At 76.9% G+C, this 20,171-nt stretch carries 2 protein-coding genes and 1 pseudogene; 2 read left to right on the forward strand and 1 reads right to left on the reverse strand.

Annotation, left to right across the window (positions count from 1 at the left end):
- Positions 1–103: 103 nt before the first annotated feature.
- Positions 104–1,660, reverse strand: a complete 1,557-nt coding sequence (locus AB0399_RS30125; protein WP_329362527.1) for an AMP-binding protein — start codon at positions 1,658–1,660, stop codon at positions 104–106.
- A 212-nt stretch (positions 1,661–1,872) separates the two neighbouring features.
- Between AB0399_RS30125 and AB0399_RS30130 the strand changes: the two genes are divergently transcribed.
- Positions 1,873–18,813 (forward strand): SDR family NAD(P)-dependent oxidoreductase, encoded by a 16,941-nt coding sequence (locus AB0399_RS30130; protein WP_366413493.1) that lies wholly within the window; start codon positions 1,873–1,875, stop codon positions 18,811–18,813.
- Positions 18,814–18,824: 11 nt separating this feature from the next.
- Positions 18,825–20,156: pseudogene (locus tag AB0399_RS30135) on the forward strand (beta-ketoacyl synthase N-terminal-like domain-containing protein); the annotation flags it as partial.
- Positions 20,157–20,171: the final 15 nt, after the last annotated feature.

The following is a 20,171-nucleotide window of genomic DNA, read 5'->3' on the forward strand; positions in this document are numbered from 1 at the left end:
CCCCGGCCGGCAGACCCGCCGCCACCCTCTCCACCCTCTCCGACAAGCCCGGCCCGCCCGATGTTCGTATCGGGCGGGCCGGGCGCGTTGCTCTGTCCTCTGCTCAGCGGACCGGCGCCGCCGCGTACCGCTCGGCCAGCGCCGCCTTGTCGACCTTGCCGTTGGCGGTGATCGGCAGCCGGTCCACGATCCGGATGCGCGCGGGGGCCATGTAGGCGGGCAGGGCCTGCTTGCAGAAGACCGCGACCTCCGTCTCGCCGAACGGCGCCGCGTCCGAGGCGGCGACCACGAACGCGTGCAGCGCGAGTTCCCCGCCGTCCAGCGGATGCGCCAGCACCGTGGCCGCGGTGATGCCGGGGAACTCCAGAATCCGGCGCTCGACCTCGTCCAGCTCGACCCGGTTGCCGCGGATCTGCACCTGCGAGTCCTTGCGCCCGCAGAAGTGCACCTCGCCCCCGGGCCCGAGGTAGCCCAGGTCGCCGGTGCGCAACACGAGCCTGCCGGAGGCCGGTTCGAGCGGGTCGGGCACGAGCGCGGCGCGGGTGGCCTGCGGGTCATCCCAGTAGCCGGTGAACAGCGCCGGGCTGTAGAGGTGGATCTCGCCCAGCACGCCGGGCCCGTCCACCGGCTGCCCCGACTCGTCGAGGACGAGCATCTCGGCACCGGGGTGGGCGAATCCGATCGACAGCTCCCGCGTGTCCTCCGGGAGCGGGTTGGGCACGTCGGCGAAGGACGACGCCATCGACTCGGTGGCGCCGTAGCAGTTGATGATCCGGATGGTGGGCCGCAGCCGCTGGAGCGCGCGCAGCTCGGGCAGCGGGAACATCTCACCGCAGAACAGGATGCTCGCCAGGTGCTCCAACGCGGCCAGTTCCTCGGGCTCGTGGGTGAGCACGGGCCGCCAGATCGACGGCACGCCGTCGACGTGGGTGACCTCGGCCTCCCGCAGCAGCCCCAGGAACCGCCGGGGGAAGTGCAGTACCGCCCGCGGCACCGGCACCAGGGTCGCCCCGGTGCCGAGCGCCAGACCGATGTCCAGCAGCGAGAAGTCGAACTGCAGCGGCGAGGTGGTGGCCACGCGGTCGTCAGCGGTGATCAGCCGCTCCGCCAGCATGCCGCGGTAGAAGGAGGTGACGCCGCGGTGGCTCATCACCACGCCCTTCGGGCGCCCGGTGGTGCCCGACGTGAAGATCATGTAGGCGGTGTCGGTCTCCACCGCCACCTGGCGTCGGCGCGGGCGCCGGGCCGGCATCCGCTCGACGACCAGCCCGCCGGGCCCGAACCTGGCGGTGCCGAGATCGGCCGGCAGCCCCTCCCGCGGAGCGGGCGCCGCCCGCAGGTGCAGGGCGGGCCGCGCGGTGTCGATGATGGCGGCGAGCCGCGCCGGCGGGGTCTGCGGGCTCACCGGGATGAACGCGGCGCCCACCGTCGAACAGGCGAGGAAGGCCGCGATGGCGGCGGCGGAGGTATCGGACTCCAGCACCACCCGGTCCCCGACACCGATGGACAGATCAGCCAGGGAATTCGCGTATTCCCTTACCAGGGACTCCAGTCGGCGAAATGAGGTGGTAACCGCACCGTCCGGCCCGTCGAATTCCATGACGGCGGGTCGGTCCGGAGTCGACCGCGCGGCGCTCAACATGAATTCATGAAGCAGCATTGCGGCAGCGTAGGCCAGGGCGGTTCCGAGCCGTCCCGGCCCGGCGGAAAGCTAGGGGTGCGTCCGGGCGGTCCGCCGAACCCGGCGGGCGGCTAGGGGGACCGAATAGGGGTGGGGACGGCAATGGTCGGCGCAGTACGCTCAAGCGCGTTTTGGGTCCCACCGTGCTCATGAATACGGCCGCATTGCACATATTGGGTGAGGGGAAACGAATGGCGTTCGCCCGCGCGCTGGAGGGGCTGCCCGCGACGGAGCAGACCAGGATGCTGCTCGACGTGGTGTCCGAGCAGATGCTGACGGTGCTGCGGCGGTCCGACGCCGAGGCGCCGGCCACCGTGGCGGCGCAGCGCCCGTTCCGCGAGCAGGGCCTGGACTCGCTCGGCCTGGTCGCACTCCATCTGCTGGTCAACACGGCCACCGGTCTCTCCCTGCCGCCGACCGCCGTCTTCGACCATCCGACGCCGGACGCCCTCGCCGCGCACCTGCGCCGCGAACTCCTCGGGCTCGGCGACGACCCGGCCGCCGCCACGAGCCCGTCGGCCGCGGCCCGTTCGGCCGCGACCGGGCCGGTCACGTCGGGGCCGGGGGAGGCCGTCGCCATCGTCGGCATCGGCTGCCGCTTCCCGGGCGGGGTGCGCTCCCCGGAGGACCTGTGGCGGCTGGTGGACGACGGCCGGCACGTGCTGACCCCGTTCCCCGAGGACCGCGGCTGGGACCTGGCGGCCCTGTACGACCCGGACCCCGACGCCCCCGGCACCACCTACGTCCGGCACGGCGGATTCCTCGCCGACGCCGCCCACTTCGACGCGGAGTTCTTCGGGATCGGGCCGCGCGAGGCGTCGGCGATGGACCCGCAGCAGCGGCTGGTGCTCCAGACCGCGTGGGAGGCGCTGGAGCACGCCGGCATCGACGCGCTGGGACTGCGCGGCGACGACTGCGGCGTCTTCGTCGCGGCCGAACCGCAGGAGTACGGCACGCGGCTGCACGAAGCGCCCGACGGGCTCGACGGATACCTGCTGACCGGCAACTCGCCCAGCGTCGTGTCCGGCCGGGTCGCGTACGCGCTCGGCCTGCAAGGGCCCACCCTCACCGTCGACACCGCCTGCTCCGGCTCCCTGGTCGCCCTCCACCTCGCACTGTCCGCCCTGCAACGCGGCGAGTGCTCGATGGCGCTGAGCGGCGGGGTGGCCGTCATGGGCAGCCCCGGCGTCTTCACCGCCTTCAGCCGGCAGCGCGGCCTGGCGCCCGACGGCGTGTGCAAGCCCTTCGCCGCCGCGGCCGACGGCACCGCCTGGGCCGAGGGCGTCGGCATCCTGGTGCTGGAGCGGCTTTCCGACGCCGTCCGCCTCGGCCACCCGGTGCGTGCCGTGATCCGCGGCTCGGCCGTCAACCAGGACGGCGCGAGCAACGGCCTGACCGCCCCCAACGGCCTGGCGCAGCAGCGCGTCATCCGGCAGGCGCTGGCCGCCGCCGGGCTCGACGCCGGCCAGGTCGACGCCGTGGAGGCGCACGGCACCGGCACCACGCTCGGCGACCCCATCGAGGCGCACGCGCTGCTGGCCGCCTACGGCCGGGACCGCGCCGCCGACCGCCCGGCGTGGCTCGGCTCGATCAAGTCCAACTTCGGCCACACCCAGGCGGCCGCGGGCACCGCCGGCGTCATCAAGATGGTGATGGCCATGCGGCACGGGCGGCTGCCCGCCACCCTGCACGTGGACCGGCCCAGCCCGCACGTCGACTGGTCCGCCGGAGGCGTCCGCCTGCTCACCGAGGCCCGGCCGTGGGACACCGGCGACGCCCCGCGCCGGGCCGCGGTCTCCGCGTTCGGCGTCAGCGGCACCAACGCCCACGTCATCCTCGAGCAGCCGCCCGCCGGGACCTTCGGCACGCGGGAGGAACGGCCCGCCGCCCCCGGGCAGACCGGCGCCGACAGCGCCCGCGCGGACGCGCCGCTCGTACCGGCCACCGCGGCGCGGCCGCCACTGCCGGTGGTGCTGTCCGCCAAGAGCACGCCGGCCCTGCGGGAGCACGCCGGCCGGCTGCTGGAGCACCTCGCGCGGCAACCCGCGGACAGGCTCGCCGACATCGGGCTCTCCCTCGCCGCCGGCCGCGCCGCGCTCTCCCACCGGTCGGTCGTCGTCGCCGAGGACCGCGACGCCCTGGCCGACGCCCTGCGGGCGCTCGCCGCCGGCGAGGACGCCCCCGGCACGGTGCGCGCGCAGCCGCAACACGGGCGGCTCGCCTTCCTGTTCACCGGACAGGGCAGCCAGCGGCCGGCCATGGGCCGCACGCTCTACAGGGAGTACCCGGTCTTCGCCGACGCGCTGGCCGACGCCATCGGCCACCTCGACCTCCAGCTCGAACACTCGCTGTGGGACGTCCTGTTCGCCGCGCCGGACTCCCCGCACGCAGCGCTCCTCGACCACACCTCCTACGCCCAGGCGGCCCTGTTCGCCGTCGAGGTGGCGCTCTTCCGGCTGCTGGAGTCCTGGGGGGTGCGCCCGGACTACCTGGCCGGGCACTCCGTCGGCGAACTGGCCGCCGCCCACGTGGCGGGCGTGCTGTCGCTGGAGGACGCCGCCACCCTGGTGGCCGCGCGCGGCCGGCTGATGGGGGCGCTGCCCGCGGGCGGCGCGATGGCCGCGGTGGAGGCCACCGAGGAGGAGGCGCTGCGGCTGGTCGCCGAACTGCCCGGTGCCGCCGACCGGGTGGGCCTGGCCGCCGTCAACGGCCCTCGGGCAGTGGTGCTTTCCGGCGAGGAGGACACTGTCCAGGCCCTCGTGCGGCAACTCGCCGACCAGGGCCGGCGCACCCGGCGGCTGCGGGTCAGCCACGCCTTCCACTCGCCGCTCATGGAGCCCGTGCTCGCGGAGTTCCGGCGCGTCGCCGGCGTCCTGTCCTACCACCCGCCGGCTACGCCCGTCGTCTCCGCGGTCCACGGCCGCCTGGCCACCGCCGAGGAGCTGTGCGACCCGGAGTACTGGGTCGAGCACGTCCGGCGCACGGTCCGCTTCGACGACGTGCTCGGCTCCCTCGACGGCGCCGGGGTGCGCACCTGCCTCGAACTCGGCCCGGACGGCGTGCTGTCGGCGATGGCACGGGACCGCGCGGCGGACGCCGACGACGACGCCGCCGACGATGGCAGCGACGGCGACGGTGCCGCGCCGGTCTTCGCGCCGGTGCTGCGCCGTGACCGCGACGAGGCGCGCGAGGTGCTGTCGGCGGTCGCGCTGGCCCACACCCGCGGCGTCCCGGTGGACTGGGCCGCCTGCTACGCCGGGCGCGACGCGCGGCGGGTGGACCTTCCGACCTACCCGTTCCAGACCCGCCCGTACTGGCTGACCGATGCCGCCCGGCACGGCACCGACGCCTCGGGCCTGGGCCAGATCCCCGCCGGGCACCCGCTGCTCGGCGCGGTGCTGCGGCTGGCCGGCGGCACGGGCACCGTGCTGACCGGACGGGTGTCCCCGCACTCGCACCCCTGGCTCGCCGACCACGTGATCGGCGGTGTCCGCCTCGTCCCCGGCACGGCCTTCGTGGAGCTCGCGGTCCGGGCCGGCGACGAGGCCGGCTGCGGGACGGTCGAGGAACTGACGCTGCACAGCCCGCTGGTGCTGCCCGACAGCGGCGCCGCCGCGTTGCAGGTCGTGGTCGGCGAACCCGACGCGGCCGGCCGCCGCGCGGTCGCGGTCCACTCGCGCCCGGAGCACGCGCCGCCGGACGCCCCATGGGTCCGGCACGCCGAAGGCGTCCTGGCCCCCGGGTCGTCGGCGACCGACTCCCCGGCACCTGACTCCCCGGCGCCCGACTCCCCGGCGCTCAGCTCCCGCACGCCCGCCGGAGCAACGGCCGCCGGAACACCCGCCGCGGCGCCATGGCCCCCTGAGGGCGCGCGACCGCTCGACGTGAGCGGCCTCTACGACGACCTGGCCGACCACGGGTACGCCTACGGGCCCGCGTTCCAGGCGGTGCGCGCCGCCTGGCAGCACGGCGCGGAGATCCTCGCCGAGGTCGTACTCCCCGAAGCCGCGGGCGACGCGGCGGTGTTCGGGCTGCACCCGGCCCTGCTCGACGCGGCCCTGCACACCGCCGACCTGCTCGCGCCGGAGGAGGAGAAGGCGCGGCTCCGGCTGCCGTTCGCCTGGTCCGGAGTGACGCTGCACGCCGCCGGCGCGTCCTTCCTGCGGGTGCGGATCACGCCCGCCGGCACCGACACGCTGTCGCTGCGGCTCTCCGACGCGCAGGGGCGGCCCGTCGCCACCGTCGAGGGTTTCGCCCAACGGGCCGTCGACTCCGCGCAGTTGGCCGGGGCGGGCGCCGACGTGCCGCTGCGCGTCGAGTGGACCGCCGTCCCCGCCGGCCCGTCGCGGGCGACCCCCGGGTGGGTGTGCGCCGGGCCCGACCCGCTCGGGCTGGCAGCCGCGCTCGGCGCGCGACCCGCCGACGGCCCGGACGGGCTGTCCGGCGAGGCGGCCGGGGCGGTGTCCGGGGCGGTGCCCGGGGCGGTGCCCGGGGCGGTGCCCGGGGCGGTGGTGTTCGCGGTCCCCGCGACGCCGCCGGGTCCGGTCCCGCAGGCCGTACGGGCGGTCACCTCCTGGGCGCTGGAGCGGATCGGCCCGTGGCTTGCGGCCGATCACCCCGCCGCGTCCCGCCTGGTGGTGGTCACCCGCGGCGCGACCGCCGCCGGCCCGGGGGAGGAGGCCGACCTCGCCCAGGCGTCGCTGTGGGGGCTGCTGCGCTCCGCGCAGGCCGAACACCCCGGCCGGATCGTGCTGCTCGACCTCGGCGAGGACACCGGGCCCGAGGCCATACCCGGCGCCGTCGCCACCGGCGAACCCGAACTCGCCCTGCGCGGCGACCTCCTGCTGGCGCCGCGGCTCGCCGCCGGGCCGCGGCCCGACCCGGACGCGCCCTCGCCCTGGCCGGCCGACGGCACCGTGCTCATCACCGGCGGCACCGGCGGGCTCGGCGCGCTGGCCGCCCGCAGCCTGGTCACCGAGCACGGCGTGCGCCACCTGCTGCTCGCCGGCCGCCGCGGCGAACAGGCCCCCGGTGCAAAGGAGTTGAGCGAGGAACTGACCGCGGCCGGCGCGACCGTCACGATCCGCGCCTGCGACGTGGGCGACCGGCGGGCCCTCGCCGACCTGCTGGCCGCCATCCCGGCGGACCGTCCGCTCAGGGCCGTGCTGCACACCGCGGGCGTCATCGACGACGGCCTGTTCGCCGCCATGACCCCCGAGCGCGTGGACACCGTGCTGCGCCCCAAAGCGGACGCGGCCTGGCACCTGCACGAACTCACCCGTGACCTCGACCTGTCCGCCTTCGTGCTCTACTCCTCGGCGGCCGGTTTCCTCGACGGCGCCGGACAGGCCAACTACGCGGCCGCCAACGTCTTCCTCGACGCCCTGGCCGCCCACCGCCGGGCAGCCGGCCTGCCCGCCACCGCCATCGCCTGGGGCCTGTGGCCCGGCGACGCCGGCATGGGCGCCGCGCTGGACGCCGCCGCCCTGCGGCGCATCGCCCGGCTCGGCGTCGAACCCCTGACGGTGGCGGAGAACCTGGCCCGGCTCGACACCGCGGTCCGCACCGGCGAGCCGTACGCCGTGCCGCTGCGGGTGAACTCCCGCGCGCTGCGCGAGCGGCCGGACGGCGTGCCGCACGTGCTGCGCGGCCTGGTACGGGCACCGGCCCGGCGCACCGCGGCGGCCGAGGGCGGGCCGGGCGAGGGCGGCGCGGTCGCCGCCGAGCGGTCACTGGCCCGCCAGATCGCCGCCCTGCCCGAGGCCGACCGGGTCGCCGCCCTGCTGGACCTGGTGCGCGCCCAGGCGGCCGACGTCCTGGGGCACAGCGGGCCGCAGGACATCGACGCCAAGCGGGCCTTCAACGAGATCGGCTTCGACTCGCTGGCCGCGGTCGAACTGCGCAACCGGCTCAACGCGGCGACCGGGCTGCGGCTGACCGCCACGCTCGTCTTCGACCACCCGACACCGCGGGCCGTGGCCGAGCACATGGTGGCCAAGCTCTTCGACGGCGCCGCCACCGCGGCCACCGTCCTTCCCGGCGCCCCCGCCGACCCCGAAGAGCCGATCGCCATCATCGCCATGAGCTGCCGCTACCCCGGCGGCGTCCGCTCCCCTGAGGAGCTGTGGCGGCTGGTGGCCGACGGCGCCGACGCCGTGTCGTCCTTCCCCGACGACCGCGGCTGGGACGTCGAGGCGCTCTACGACCCCGAGCCGGGCAAGCCCGGCAGGACCTCCACCCGCGAGGGCGGGTTCCTCTACGACGCCGCCGACTTCGACCCGGACTTCTTCGGCGTCAGCCCGCGCGAGGCGCAGGCGATGGACCCGCAGCAGCGGCTGCTGCTGGAGCTGTCCTGGGAGGTCTTCGAGCGGGCCGGCATCGACCCGCACGCCGCGCAAGGCACGCCGACCGGGGTCTTCGCCGGCGTCATGTACCACGACTGGGCGGCCCGGATGGGCGACGTGCCCGAGGACGTCGCCGGGTACCTGGGCAACGGCGGCCTGGCGAGCGTCGTCTCCGGCCGGGTCGCCTACACCCTCGGCCTGGAGGGCCCCGCGGTGACCGTGGACACCGCCTGCTCCTCCTCGCTCGTGGCGCTGCACTGGGCGGCCCAAGCACTCCACCAGGGCGAGTGCACCCTCGCCCTGGCCGGCGGGGTCACCGTGATGTCGACACCGGACACCTTCGTCGACATGAACCGGCAGCGCGGCCTGGCGCCCGACGGCCGCTGCAAGTCCTTCGCCGCCGCGGCCGACGGCACCGGGTGGGGCGAGGGCGCCGGCGTGCTCCTGCTGGAACGGCTGTCGGACGCGCGGGCCAACGGGCACCGGGTGCTGGCAGTCGTCCGCGGCTCGGCGGTCAACCAGGACGGCGCGAGCAACGGCCTGACCGCCCCCAACGGCCCCTCGCAGCAGCGCGTCATCCACCAGGCGCTCGCCAAGGCCGGACTGTCGCCGGCCGACATCGACGCCGTGGAGGCGCACGGCACCGGCACCACCCTCGGCGACCCGATCGAGGCCCAGGCGCTGATCGCCACCTACGGCGAGCAGCGTCCCGAGGACGGCACGCCGCTGCTGGTCGGCTCGGTGAAGTCCAACCTCGGCCACACGCAGGCCGCCGCGGGCGTGGCAGGCGTCATCAAGACGGTGATGGCGATGCGCCACGCCGAACTGCCCAGGACCCTGCACGTCGACGCGCCCTCGCCGCAGGTCGACTGGTCGGCCGGCACCGTGGAACTGCTCACCGAGTCCCGCCCGTGGCCGGAACACCGCCGGCCCCGCCGGGCCGGCGTCTCCTCCTTCGGCATCAGCGGCACCAACGCGCACGTGATCCTCGAACACGTCCCGGCGGCCGAGGACGTGGCCGCGGCCGTCGCGGCTCCCGACGGAGGCGGCGACACGGACGGCACATCCCGTGCCGCGGGCGGCGCGCTTCCCTGGCTGCTGTCCGGCCACACCCCGCAGGCGCTGCGGGCGCAGGCCGCCCACCTGCTCTCCTGGCTCGACACGAACACCGGGCCGGGCGAGGACCCGACCCCGGGCGAGACCCCGGACACGAACGCGGGCGAGGTCCCGGACACGACCACGGGCGAGACCCCGGACCCGACCACGGGCGAGGTCCCGTACACCGGGGCCGACGACCTGCTCGGCCCGATCGCCCGCACTCTGGCCACCGGCCGCGCCGCCCTGGAACACCGCGCCGCGGTCGTCGGCGCGGACCGCGCGCAGATCGTCAGCGGCCTGCGCGCCGTGGCGGACGGCGCCACGGCGCCGCACACGGCCACCGCCACACCCGTCACCGGCAAGGTCGCCTTCCTGTTCACCGGCCAGGGCGCCCAACACGCGGGCATGGGACGGGAGTTGTATGAACGCCACCCCGTCTTCGCCGCAGCCTTCGACGAGATCGCCGCCGCCCTCGACGAGCACCTGGAACGCCCGCTGGCGGAGGTCCTCCGGGACACCGACGCCACCGACCTGAACACGACCGCGTACGCCCAACCCGCCCTGTTCGCCGTCGAGGTGGCCCTCTTCCGGCTGCTGGAGTCCTGGGGGGTGCGGCCGGACTACCTCGCCGGGCACTCCGTCGGCGAGCTGGCCGCCGCCTACGTCGCCGGCGTGTGGACGCCGGCCGACGCCGCGCGGCTGGTCGCGGCGCGCGGCCGGCTGATGCAGGCCCTGCCGGTGGGCGGGGTGATGGTCGCCGTACAGGCCGGCGAGCGGGACGTGCGCCCGCTGCTCACGCCGGGCGTGGGGCTCGCCGCGGTGAACGCGCCGGCCTCGGTGGTGCTCTCCGGCGTCGAGCAGGAGGTCGCGGCCATCACCGCCCGCCTGGCCGCCGACGGCCGCAGGATCACCGGGCTGCACGTCAGCCACGCCTTCCACTCGCCGCTGATGGAACCGGTGGTGGCGGAGTTCGCCCGGATCGCCGGCAGCCTGGCGTACGCCCCCGCCACGGTGCCGATCGTCTCCACCGTGACCGGCGCCCCCACCGACGACCTCGCCACGCCCGGGTACTGGGTGCGCCACGTCCGCGAGACCGTACGGTTCGCCGACGCGGTGCGCCACCTGCGGTCCCGAGGGGTGACGACGTTCGTCGAGATCGGCCCGGACGCGGTGCTCAGCGTCCTCGGCCCGCAGAACACCGGCGACGACCCCGACACCGACTTCGTGCCGCTCCTGCACCGCGGCCGTCCCGAGGCCGCCGAACTGGCCCTCGGAGTCGGCCGCCTCCACTCCCGCGGCACGACGGTCGACTGGCACGCCTTCTTCGCCGGGGTCCGGGACCGCCCGCTCGACCTGCCCACCTACGCCTTCCAGCGGCGCCGCTTCTGGCTGGACGCCGGCCGGCCCGCCGGCGACGTGTCGTCGGTCGGGCTCGGCACGGTGGACCACCCGCTGCTGGGCGCGGTGCTCACCGCCCCCGACGGGGACGGCGCGGTGCTCACCGGCCGGCTGTCGACCGCCACGCACCCCTGGCTGGCCGACCACGGAGTGCTGGGCGGCTGCCTGCTGCCGGGCACCGCCTTCGTGGAGATGGCGGTCCGCGCCGGCGACGAGTTCGGCTGCGGCCGCGTCGAGGAACTGACGCTGCACGCCCCGCTGCTCCTGCCGGAAAGCGGCGGCGTCGCGGTCCAGGTGGTCGTCGGCGCCCGCCAGGACTCCGGCGGCCGGACGGTGCGGGTCCACGCCCGCCCCGAAGGCCCGGACGGTGACGCGCCGTGGGTGCTGCACGCCGAGGGGACCGTCGTACCGGCGCTGCCCGCCCCCGCCCCCGAGGCCGGGCCGTGGCCGCCCGCCGGAGCCGTGCCGGTGGACGTCGCCGGCCTCTACGAACGCCTCGTGGACCGCGGTTACGCCTACGGCCCGGCCTTCCAGGGGCTCAAGGCTGCCTGGCGCGCGGACGACACGTGGTACGCCGAGGTGGAACCGCCCCAGGACGCGCTGGCCGACGCCGCCCGCTTCGGCCTCCACCCGGCGCTGCTGGACGCCGCCTCGCACGTGGACTTCCTTCCCCGCGACGGCGAGGCGGACGGCGACGGCACCCTCATGCCGTTCTCCTGGCGCGGCGTCACCCTGCACGCCTCGGGTGCCCGCGCGCTGAGGGTGCGGCTGCGCCCGGCCGGCGGCGCGGACGCCACGGCCCTGGACCTCGCGGACGCCGCCGGGCAGCCGGTCGCCACGGTCGAGTCCCTGGTGGCCCGGCCGGTCACCGCGGACCGGCTCGGCGCCCGCGGCACGGACGCGCCGGACCCCGTGCTGCGCGTGGAGTGGACACCGCTCACGGTCGCGGCGGGCCCGACCGCCCCCCGCGTCGCGCTCCTCGGCGACGCGCCGTTCGCCGCCACGGCCGAGCGGTACGCCGACATCGCGGCGCTGCTGGCCGCACTCGACGCGGGGGCGCCCGCACCGGACCTCGCCGTGCTGCCGACGCAAGCGTCGATACCGGTGCCGGCCGGCCCCGGGCCGGTGGCGGTGACCGAGGCACTGCGGGCGACCTGCGGGACCGCGCTGGACGCGGTGAACGCCTGGCTCGCCGACGACCGGCTCACCTCGACACGGCTGGCCGTGACGACCTCCGCGGCGGTGACCATAGGCGCGGGCGACGCCCCCGGCGACCTCGTCCAGGCCCCGGTGTGGGGCCTGGTGCGGGCCGCGCAGGCCGAACACCCGGGCCGGTTCGTCCTGGTGGACACCGACGGCACGGCGGCCTCGGACCGGGCGCTCGCCGCCGCGGCCGTCTCGGGCGAGCCCGAGACGGCGCTGCGCGACGGCGCCGTCCACGTGCCGCGGCTCGCCCGGGCCGCGGCCGGCGCGGGCGACGAGACCGCCGGCGTGGTCCTCGACCCGCGGGGGACCGTCCTGGTCACCGGCGGCACCGGCGGGCTCGGCGCCCTCCTCGCCCGGCACCTGGTCGCCGAACACGGCGTGCGCCACCTGCTGCTGGCCGGCCGGCGTGGCGCCGCCGCCCCCGGAGCCACCGCGCTGCACGAGGAACTGGCCGGGCTGGGCGCGCACGTCACCGTCGCCGCCTGCGACGTGTCGGACCGCCGGGCCCTGGCCGGTCTGCTCGCCGCCGTCCCCGCCGAGCACCCGCTGACCGCCGTGGTGCACGCCGCCGGGGTGCTCGACGACGGCCTGGTCGGCACGCTGACGCCCGCGCGCCTCGACCGGGTGCTCGCCGCGAAGGCCGACGCCGCCTGGCACCTGCACGAGCTGACCCGGGACACCCCGCTGCGCGCGTTCGTCCTGTTCTCCTCCGCCGCCGGCACCCTCGGCGCCGCCGGCCAGGCCAACTACGCCGCCGCCAACGTCTTCCTGGACGCGCTCGCCCGGCAGCGCGCCGCCGCGGGACTGCCCGCCGTGTCGATGGCGTGGGGCCTGTGGGCCCACGCGGCCGGGATGGGCGGGCGGCTGGCCGAGGCCGAGGTCCGGCGGATGCGCAGGGAGGGCTTTCCGCCGCTCGCCGACACCGACGGCCTCGACCTCTTCGACCGGGCCCTGCGGGCCGGCGAGCCGGCCCCGCTGCTGGTGCGCCTGGACCTGCCCGCGCTGCGGGCCCGCGCCGCGGCGCCCACCGGTTCCGTACCGCACCTGCTGCGCGGCCTGGTCCGGGGACCGGCGAGGCGCGCCGCCGGCGACGCCCCGGCGGGCGCGGCGGGGCCCGCCGACCGGATCGCCGCCATGCCGCCCGAGGCCCGCGCCCGCTTCGTGCTCGGCCTGGTGCGCGCCGAGGTCGCCGACGTGCTCGGGCACGACTCCGCGGCGGCGGTCGAACCGTCCCGGGCCTTCACCGAGTTGGGCTTCGACTCGCTGGCCGCGGTCGAACTGCGCAACCGCCTCGGCACGCGCACCGGGCTCGCCCTGCCCGCCACCCTCGTCTTCGACCACCCCAACGTGCGGGCCCTCGCGGACCACCTGCTCGCCCGGCTGACCGGCACCGGCACCGACGCCGAACCCGTGGCCGCGGACACCGCGGACCGGCCCGGCGACGAGCCGATCGCGATCGTCTCGATGGCCTGCCGCTTCCCCGGCGGCGTGGAGACCCCGGAGGACCTGTGGCGGCTGGTCGCCGACGGCGTGGACGCGATCGGCGACTTCCCGTCCGACCGCGGCTGGGACACCGACGCGATCTACGACCCCGAACCCGGGCTGCCCGGGAAGACCTACGTGCGGCGCGGCGGCTTCCTGCGCGACGCGACCGGGTTCGACCCCGAACTCTTCGGCATCATGCCCCGCGAGGCCGTCGCGATGGACCCGCAGCAGCGCCTGCTGCTGCACGGCGCGTGGGAGGCGTTCGAACGGGCCGGCATCGACCCGTCGTCCGTCCGCGGCAGCCGCACCGGGGTCTACGTCGGCGTGATGTACCACGAGTACGCCAGCCGGCTGCGCGACGTGCCCGACGACCTCTTCCCGTACCTGGGCAACGGCAGCGCCGGCAGCGTCGCCTCCGGCCGGATCGCCTACGCGCTCGGCCTGGAGGGGCCGGCGGTCACCGTCGACACGGCGTGCTCCTCCTCCCTCGTCGCCTTGCACACCGCCTGCCAGGCGCTGCGCCAGGGCGAGGTGGGCATGGCGCTGGTCGGCGGGGTCACCGTGCTGCCCACGCCGGAGGTCTTCGTGGAGTTCAGCCGCCAGCGCGGGCTCGCCGCCGACGGCCGCTGCAAGCCCTTCGCCGCCGCCGCCGACGGCACCGCGTGGTCCGAGGGCCTCGGCCTGCTGCTGGTCGAGCGCCTCTCCGACGCCCGGCGCCACGGCCACCCCGTCCTGGCCGTGGTCCGCGGCTCCGCGGTCAACCAGGACGGCGCGAGCAACGGCCTGACCGCGCCGAGCGGACCGTCGCAGCAGCGGGTGATCCGGCAGGCGCTGGCCGCGTCCGGTGTGGCCGCCGCCGACGTGGACCTGATCGAGGGCCACGGCACCGGCACCCGGCTGGGCGACCCGATCGAGGCGCAGGCCCTGCTGGCCACCTACGGCAAGGACCGCGCAGCGGACCGCCCGGCGTGGCTCGGCTCCGTCAAGTCCAACATCGGGCACGCCCAGGCCGCCGCCGGCGTCAGCGGCGTCATCAAGTCGGTGATGGCGCTGCGGCACCGCCTGATGCCCAGGACCCTGCACGTCGACCGGTCCACCCCGCAGGTGGACTGGGCCGGCGGCGTCGAGCTGCTGACCGAGGCCCGCGCGTGGCCCGGGACGGACCACCCGCGCCGCGCCGCCGTCTCCTCCTTCGGGCTGAGCGGCACCAACGCGCACGTCATCCTCGAAGAGGCCGCCGCCACCGACACGGCCGCCGTCATCGCACCGGAGGACCCGGCCGACCGGGACGTCCCGCCGCCCGGCGAGGGCTCCGCGCGGCCGTGGACCGCGCCGGTCCCGCTGCTGCTGTCCGCCCGGACCGCCGACGCCCTGCCGGGCCAGGCCCGCCGCCTCGCCGCGCACCTCGCGGACCCCGCCGCCCCCTCGCTGCTGGACGCGGGCTTCTCCCTCGCCACGTCGAGGGCCGCGCTGGACCACCGGCTGCTGCTGCCCGCCACCGACCCGGACGCGGCGCTGCGCGCGCTGGCCGCCGTCGCCGCGGGCGAGGCGCCGGCCGAGGCGATCACCGGCGCGGTGCGGACCGCGGGCGCCACCGCCTTCGTCTTCACCGGCCAGGGCGCCCAGCACCTCGGCATGGGCCGCCGCGCCCACCAGGCGTTCCCCGTGTTCGCGGCGGCGCTCGACGCGGTCTGCGCGGAACTGGACCGGCACCTGGACCGGCCGCTGCGCGAGGTCATGTGGGGCGACGACGAGGAGGCGCTGAACGCGACCGGCCACGCCCAGCCCGCGCTGTTCGCCGTCGAGGTGGCGCTGTTCCGGCTGTGGGAGTCGTGGGGGGTGCGCCCGGACTTCCTGGCCGGCCACTCCGTCGGCGAACTGGCCGCCGCCCACGTCGCCGGGGTGCTGTCCCTCGCCGACGCGGCGACGCTGGTCGCCGCCCGCGGACGGCTCATGCAGGCGCTGCCGCCCGGCGGGGCGATGGCCGCGATCCAGGCCACCGAGGAGGAGGTGGCGGCGGTCCTGTCCGGCCCGGCCGGCATCGCCGCCGTCAACGACCCGGCGTCGGTGGTCGTGTCCGGGCCGGAGCAGGCGGTCGCCGACGTCGTCGGCCACTTCGCGGCCGCCGGGCGCAGGACGAGCCGCCTGCGCGTCAGCCACGCCTTCCACTCGCCGCTGATGGAGCCCATGCTGGCCGAGTTCGGCGCCGTCGCCGCCGGCCTGACCTACGCCGCCCCGGCCGTCCCGGTCGTCTCGAACGTGACCGGGGAACTCGCCACCTCCCTGGACACCCCCGCGTACTGGGTGCGCCATGTACGGGAGGCGGTGCGCTTCGCCGACGGGGTGCGCTGCCTGCGCGCCCAGGGCGTGGACCGGTACCTCGAACTGGGCCCGCGCGGGGTGCTGTCGGCGATGGCCGCGGCCACCCTCGCGGACGGCGCGGACACCGATACCCGTACCGGCACCGACCCGGAGCCGGTCGTCGTGGCGGCGCTGCGCAAGGACACCGACGAGGCGCACAGTCTCGTCGCCGCGCTCGCCCGGCTGCACGCGGCCGGCACCCCCGTCGACTGGCGCTCCTTCTACGCCGGTTCCGGCGCCCGCCGGGTCGACCTGCCCACGTACGCCTTCCACTCCCGGCGGTTCTGGCTCGACGCCGGACCGGAGGCCGCGCCCCCGGCGACCGGCGGCCCGGCGACCGCCGACCCGGCACGGCTCGGGCAGGCCGCCGGCGGGCATCCGCTGCTCAGCGCGGTGCTGGAGACGCCGGAGGACGGGGGAGCGGTCCTCACCGGCCGGGTCTCGCTCGCCTCGCACGCCTGGCTCGCCGACCACGACGTGCTGGGCACGCCCCTGATGCCGGGCACCGCCTTCGTGGAGATGGCGTTGCGGGCCGGGCGCGCGGTGGGCTGCGCGACGCTGGACGAACTCGTCGTCGAGCGGCTGCTCCCGCTGCCGGCGAGCGGCGGCGTGGCCGTACAGGTCGCGGTCGGCGCGGCCGAGGAGGACGGCACGCGCCGGCTGACGGTCCACTCCCTCGCCGAGAGCGCCGCCCCGGGCAGCGGCTGGACCCGGCACGCCCAGGGACGGCTGTCGGCTCGCGACGCGGCGGCCGGCGATCAGGACCTCGCGGTGTGGCCGCCGGTCGGCGCCCAACCGGTCGACATCGCCCGCCTCTACCCCGCGCTGGCCGAACGCGGCTACCGCTACGGGCCGATGTTCCGCTGCCTGCGCGCGGTGTGGCGGCAGGACAAGGAGGTCTACGCCGAGGTCGCGCTGCCGGCCGAAGCCGCCGCGGACGCCGCCGGGTTCGGCCTGCATCCGGCGCTGCTGGACGCCGCGCTGGGCGCCACGGACTTCCTCGCCGGACGCACCCCGTGGGACACCGCCGGCTCCCCGCTGCCCTTCGCCTGGAGCGGGGTCGGCCTTCGGGCGCACGGCACGGACCGGCTGCGGGTCCGCCTGACCTGGCTCTCCTCGGACGAGGCGGCCGGCTCGGAGTCCGTCGCGCTGCGACTGGCCGACGGCGCCGGCCGGCCGGTGGCCACGGTGGAGTCGCTGGCCGTCCGCGCGGTGACCGCGGAGCAGGTCGCCGCCGCCTCGGGCGTGGCCGAACCCGGGCCGGCCGACCAGGTCTTCCGGCCCGGCTGGGCGGAGACGGAGCCGGCCGCCGGGTCCGAGCCGTCCGGCCGCTGGGCGGTGCTCGGCGGCGACGGGACGTGGACGGACGCGCTCGGCGCGGCGGTGACCTCGTACGCCGACGTGTCCGCGCTGGCCGCCGCCGTAACGGCGGGTGCGCCGCTGCCCCGGGCCGTGGTCGCGCCGTGTGCCGCGTCCGCCGGCGACACCCCGCAGGCGGTGCGGGAGGCGGCCGAAGGCACCCTGACCCTCCTTCAGGAGTGGTTCGGGCACGCGGTCCTGGCCGACGCGGTCCTGGTGGTCGCCACCCGGCACGCGGCCGCGTTCGACGGCGGCGCCGTCGATCCGGCGCAGGCGTCGCTGGGCGGCCTGGTGCGCGCCGCGCAGGCGGAGCACCCCGGCCGGGTCGTCCTCGCCGACCTCGACGGCTCGCACCGGGCGGTTCGGGCGCTGGTCGGGGCCGTCGCCGGCGGCGAACCGGAGGTGGCGGTGCGCGGCAGCCGGGTGTTCGTGCCGCGGCTGGAGCCGGTGCCGGCGCCCCCGACGGGAGCCGGGTCGCCGTGGGACGCGGACGGGACCGTGCTGGTCACCGGCGCGACCGGCGGCCTGGGGCCGCTCTTCGCCCGGCACCTGGTCGCCGAACACGGCGTGCGGCACCTGCTGCTGACCAGCCGGCGCGGGCCCGACGCCCCCGGCGCGGACGCCCTGCGGGCCGAACTGGCCGCGCTGGGAGCCGACGTGACGGTGACCGCGTGCGACGCCGCCGACCGCGACGCGCTCGCGGCGCTGCTGGCGGCGGTGCCCGCCGACCACCCGCTGACGGCCGTGGTCCACGCGGCCGGCGTCCTGGACGACGCCCTGCTCGGCTCGATGACGCCGCGGAAGCTTGCGGCCGTGCTGCGGCCGAAGGTCGACGCGGCCTGGAACCTGCACGAACTGACCCGTGACCTGCCCCTGTCGGCGTTCGTGCTGTTCTCCTCCGCGGCCGGCTTCCTGGACTCCGCGGGCCAGGGCAACTACGCCGTCGGCAACCTCTTCCTCGACGCGCTGGCCCGGCGCCGCAGGGCCGCACGGCTCCCGGCGACGTCCCTGGTGTGGAACCTGTGGGAGTCCGACGGCGGCGGCATGGCGGCCCGCACGGACGAGTCCGTCGGCCGCCGCCTGCTGCGGATGGGCATGCCGCCGATCCGCCCCGCCGAGGGCCTGGCCCTGTTCGACGCGGCGATGCGGCTGGCCGAACCGGTGCTGGTGCCCCTGCCGGTGGCCCGGGCCGGCAGCGGCCTCTCACCCGACGACGTGCCCCGCGCGCTGCGTGCCGTCCTTCCCGCGCCGGCCCGTGCGCTGCCGTCCGCGGACGGCGTCCGGTCCGCCGCGGCATCGCCGGCGGCGGGCGAACCGGCCGCCGAGGGGCCCTCGCTGCCGGAGCGGCTGGCCGGCGCCACCGACACGGAGCGGCAGCGCCACCTGCTGGACCTGGTCCGCGAGCACGTCGCCGTGGTGCGGCACGACGAGCCCGCCGCGGTCGAACCCGGCAAGGGCTTCACCGAGATGGGCCTGGACTCGCTCGCCGCGATCGAACTGCGCAACCGGCTCGCCACCGCGACCGGCCTGCGGCTGCCGGCCACCTTGATGTTCGACTACCCGACACCGACGGAGCTGGCCGAGTTCCTGCTCGCCGAACTCCTCCCCGACATCCCGCAGGCCCCGGCCGAGTCCGCCCTCGACGACGAGGCGGTCCGTACGGCCCTGCTCGCCATCCCGGTGGGACGGCTGCGCGAGTCCGGGCTGCTGGAGCGGCTGCTCACCCTCACCGGGCCGCCGCAGCCGGGGGCCGCGGCCGAGGCCGCGCCGGGAGACGGCGCCGGCGCCGCGCCGGACGCCGACGCCCTCAAGACCATGGCGGTCGACGACCTGGTCCGCACCGCACTCGCCGCAGCCGAGTCGAACCGAGCCGGAGGCTGACCCAGATGGAAGTGGACCGGATAGTCGAAGCGCTGCGCAAGTCGCTGATCGACAACGAGCGCCTGCGCGAGCACAACGAGGAACTGGCGAGGGCCGCCGCCGAACCGATCGCGGTCATCGGCATGGCCTGCCGCTACCCGGGCGGCGCCGACTCCCCCGAGGGGCTGTGGCGGCTGGTCGCCGAAGGCCGGGACGCCGTCACCCTCTTCCCGGGCGACCGCGGCTGGGACACCGCCGGCATCTACGACCCCGAGCCCGGGGCGCCGGGCAAGAGCGTCACCCGTGAGGGCGGGTTCCTGCACCAGGCGGGCGACTTCGACGCCGACCTGTTCGGCATCTCCCCGCGCGAGGCCCAGGAGATGGACCCGCAGCAACGGGTGCTGCTGGAAGTGACCTGGGAGGCCGTCGAGAACGCCCGGATCGACCCGCTGTCGCTCAAGGGCAGCCGGACGGGGGTCTTCGCCGGGCTGATGTACCACGACTACGACGGCGCCGACGGCAGCGGCAGCCTGGTCAGCGGCCGGGTCGCGTTCACCCTCGGCCTGGAGGGGCCGGCCGTCACCGTGGACACCGCCTGCTCCTCCTCGCTGGTCACCGCGCACCTGGCCGGCCACGCGCTGCGCACCGGGGAGTGCTCGCTGGCGCTGGCGGGCGGCGTGACGGTGATGTCGACGCCGGAGACGTTCGTCTACTTCAGCAAGCAGCGCGGGCTGTCCCCGGACGGGCGCTGCAAGTCCTTCGCCGCCTCCGCGGACGGCACCGGCTGGGGCGAGGGCGCCGGCGTCCTGGTGCTGGAGCGGCTGTCGGACGCGCTGCGCAACAACCGGCGGATACTGTCGGTGATCCGCGCCTCGGCGACCAACCAGGACGGCGCCTCCAGCGGCATCACCGTCCCCAACGGCCCGTCGCAGCAGCGCCTGATCCGGCAGACCCTGACCGCCGCCGGCCTGCGGCCCGACGACGTGGACGCCGTCGAGGCGCACGGCACCGGCACCCGGCTGGGCGACCCGATCGAGGCGCAGGCCCTGCTGGCCACCTACGGCCGCGACCGGCCCGAGGACCGGCCGCTGTGGCTCGGCTCGGTCAAGTCCAACATCGGCCACACCCAGGCCGCCGCCGGGGTCGCCGGCATCATCAAGATGACCCAGGCGATCCGGCACGGCCTGCTGCCGATGACGCTGCACGTCGACGAGCCCACCCCGCAGGTCGACTGGGGCGCCGGCGCGGTACGGCTGCTGACCCGGCCCGAGCCGTGGCCCGAGACCGGCCGGCCGCGCCGCGCCGCCGTCTCCTCGTTCGGCATCAGCGGCACCAACGCGCACCTGATCGTGGAGCAACCGCCGCCCGACAACGCCCAC

This window comes from Streptomyces sp. NPDC088194 (genome assembly GCF_040702025.1).
Classification (GTDB): domain Bacteria; phylum Actinomycetota; class Actinomycetes; order Streptomycetales; family Streptomycetaceae; genus Actinacidiphila.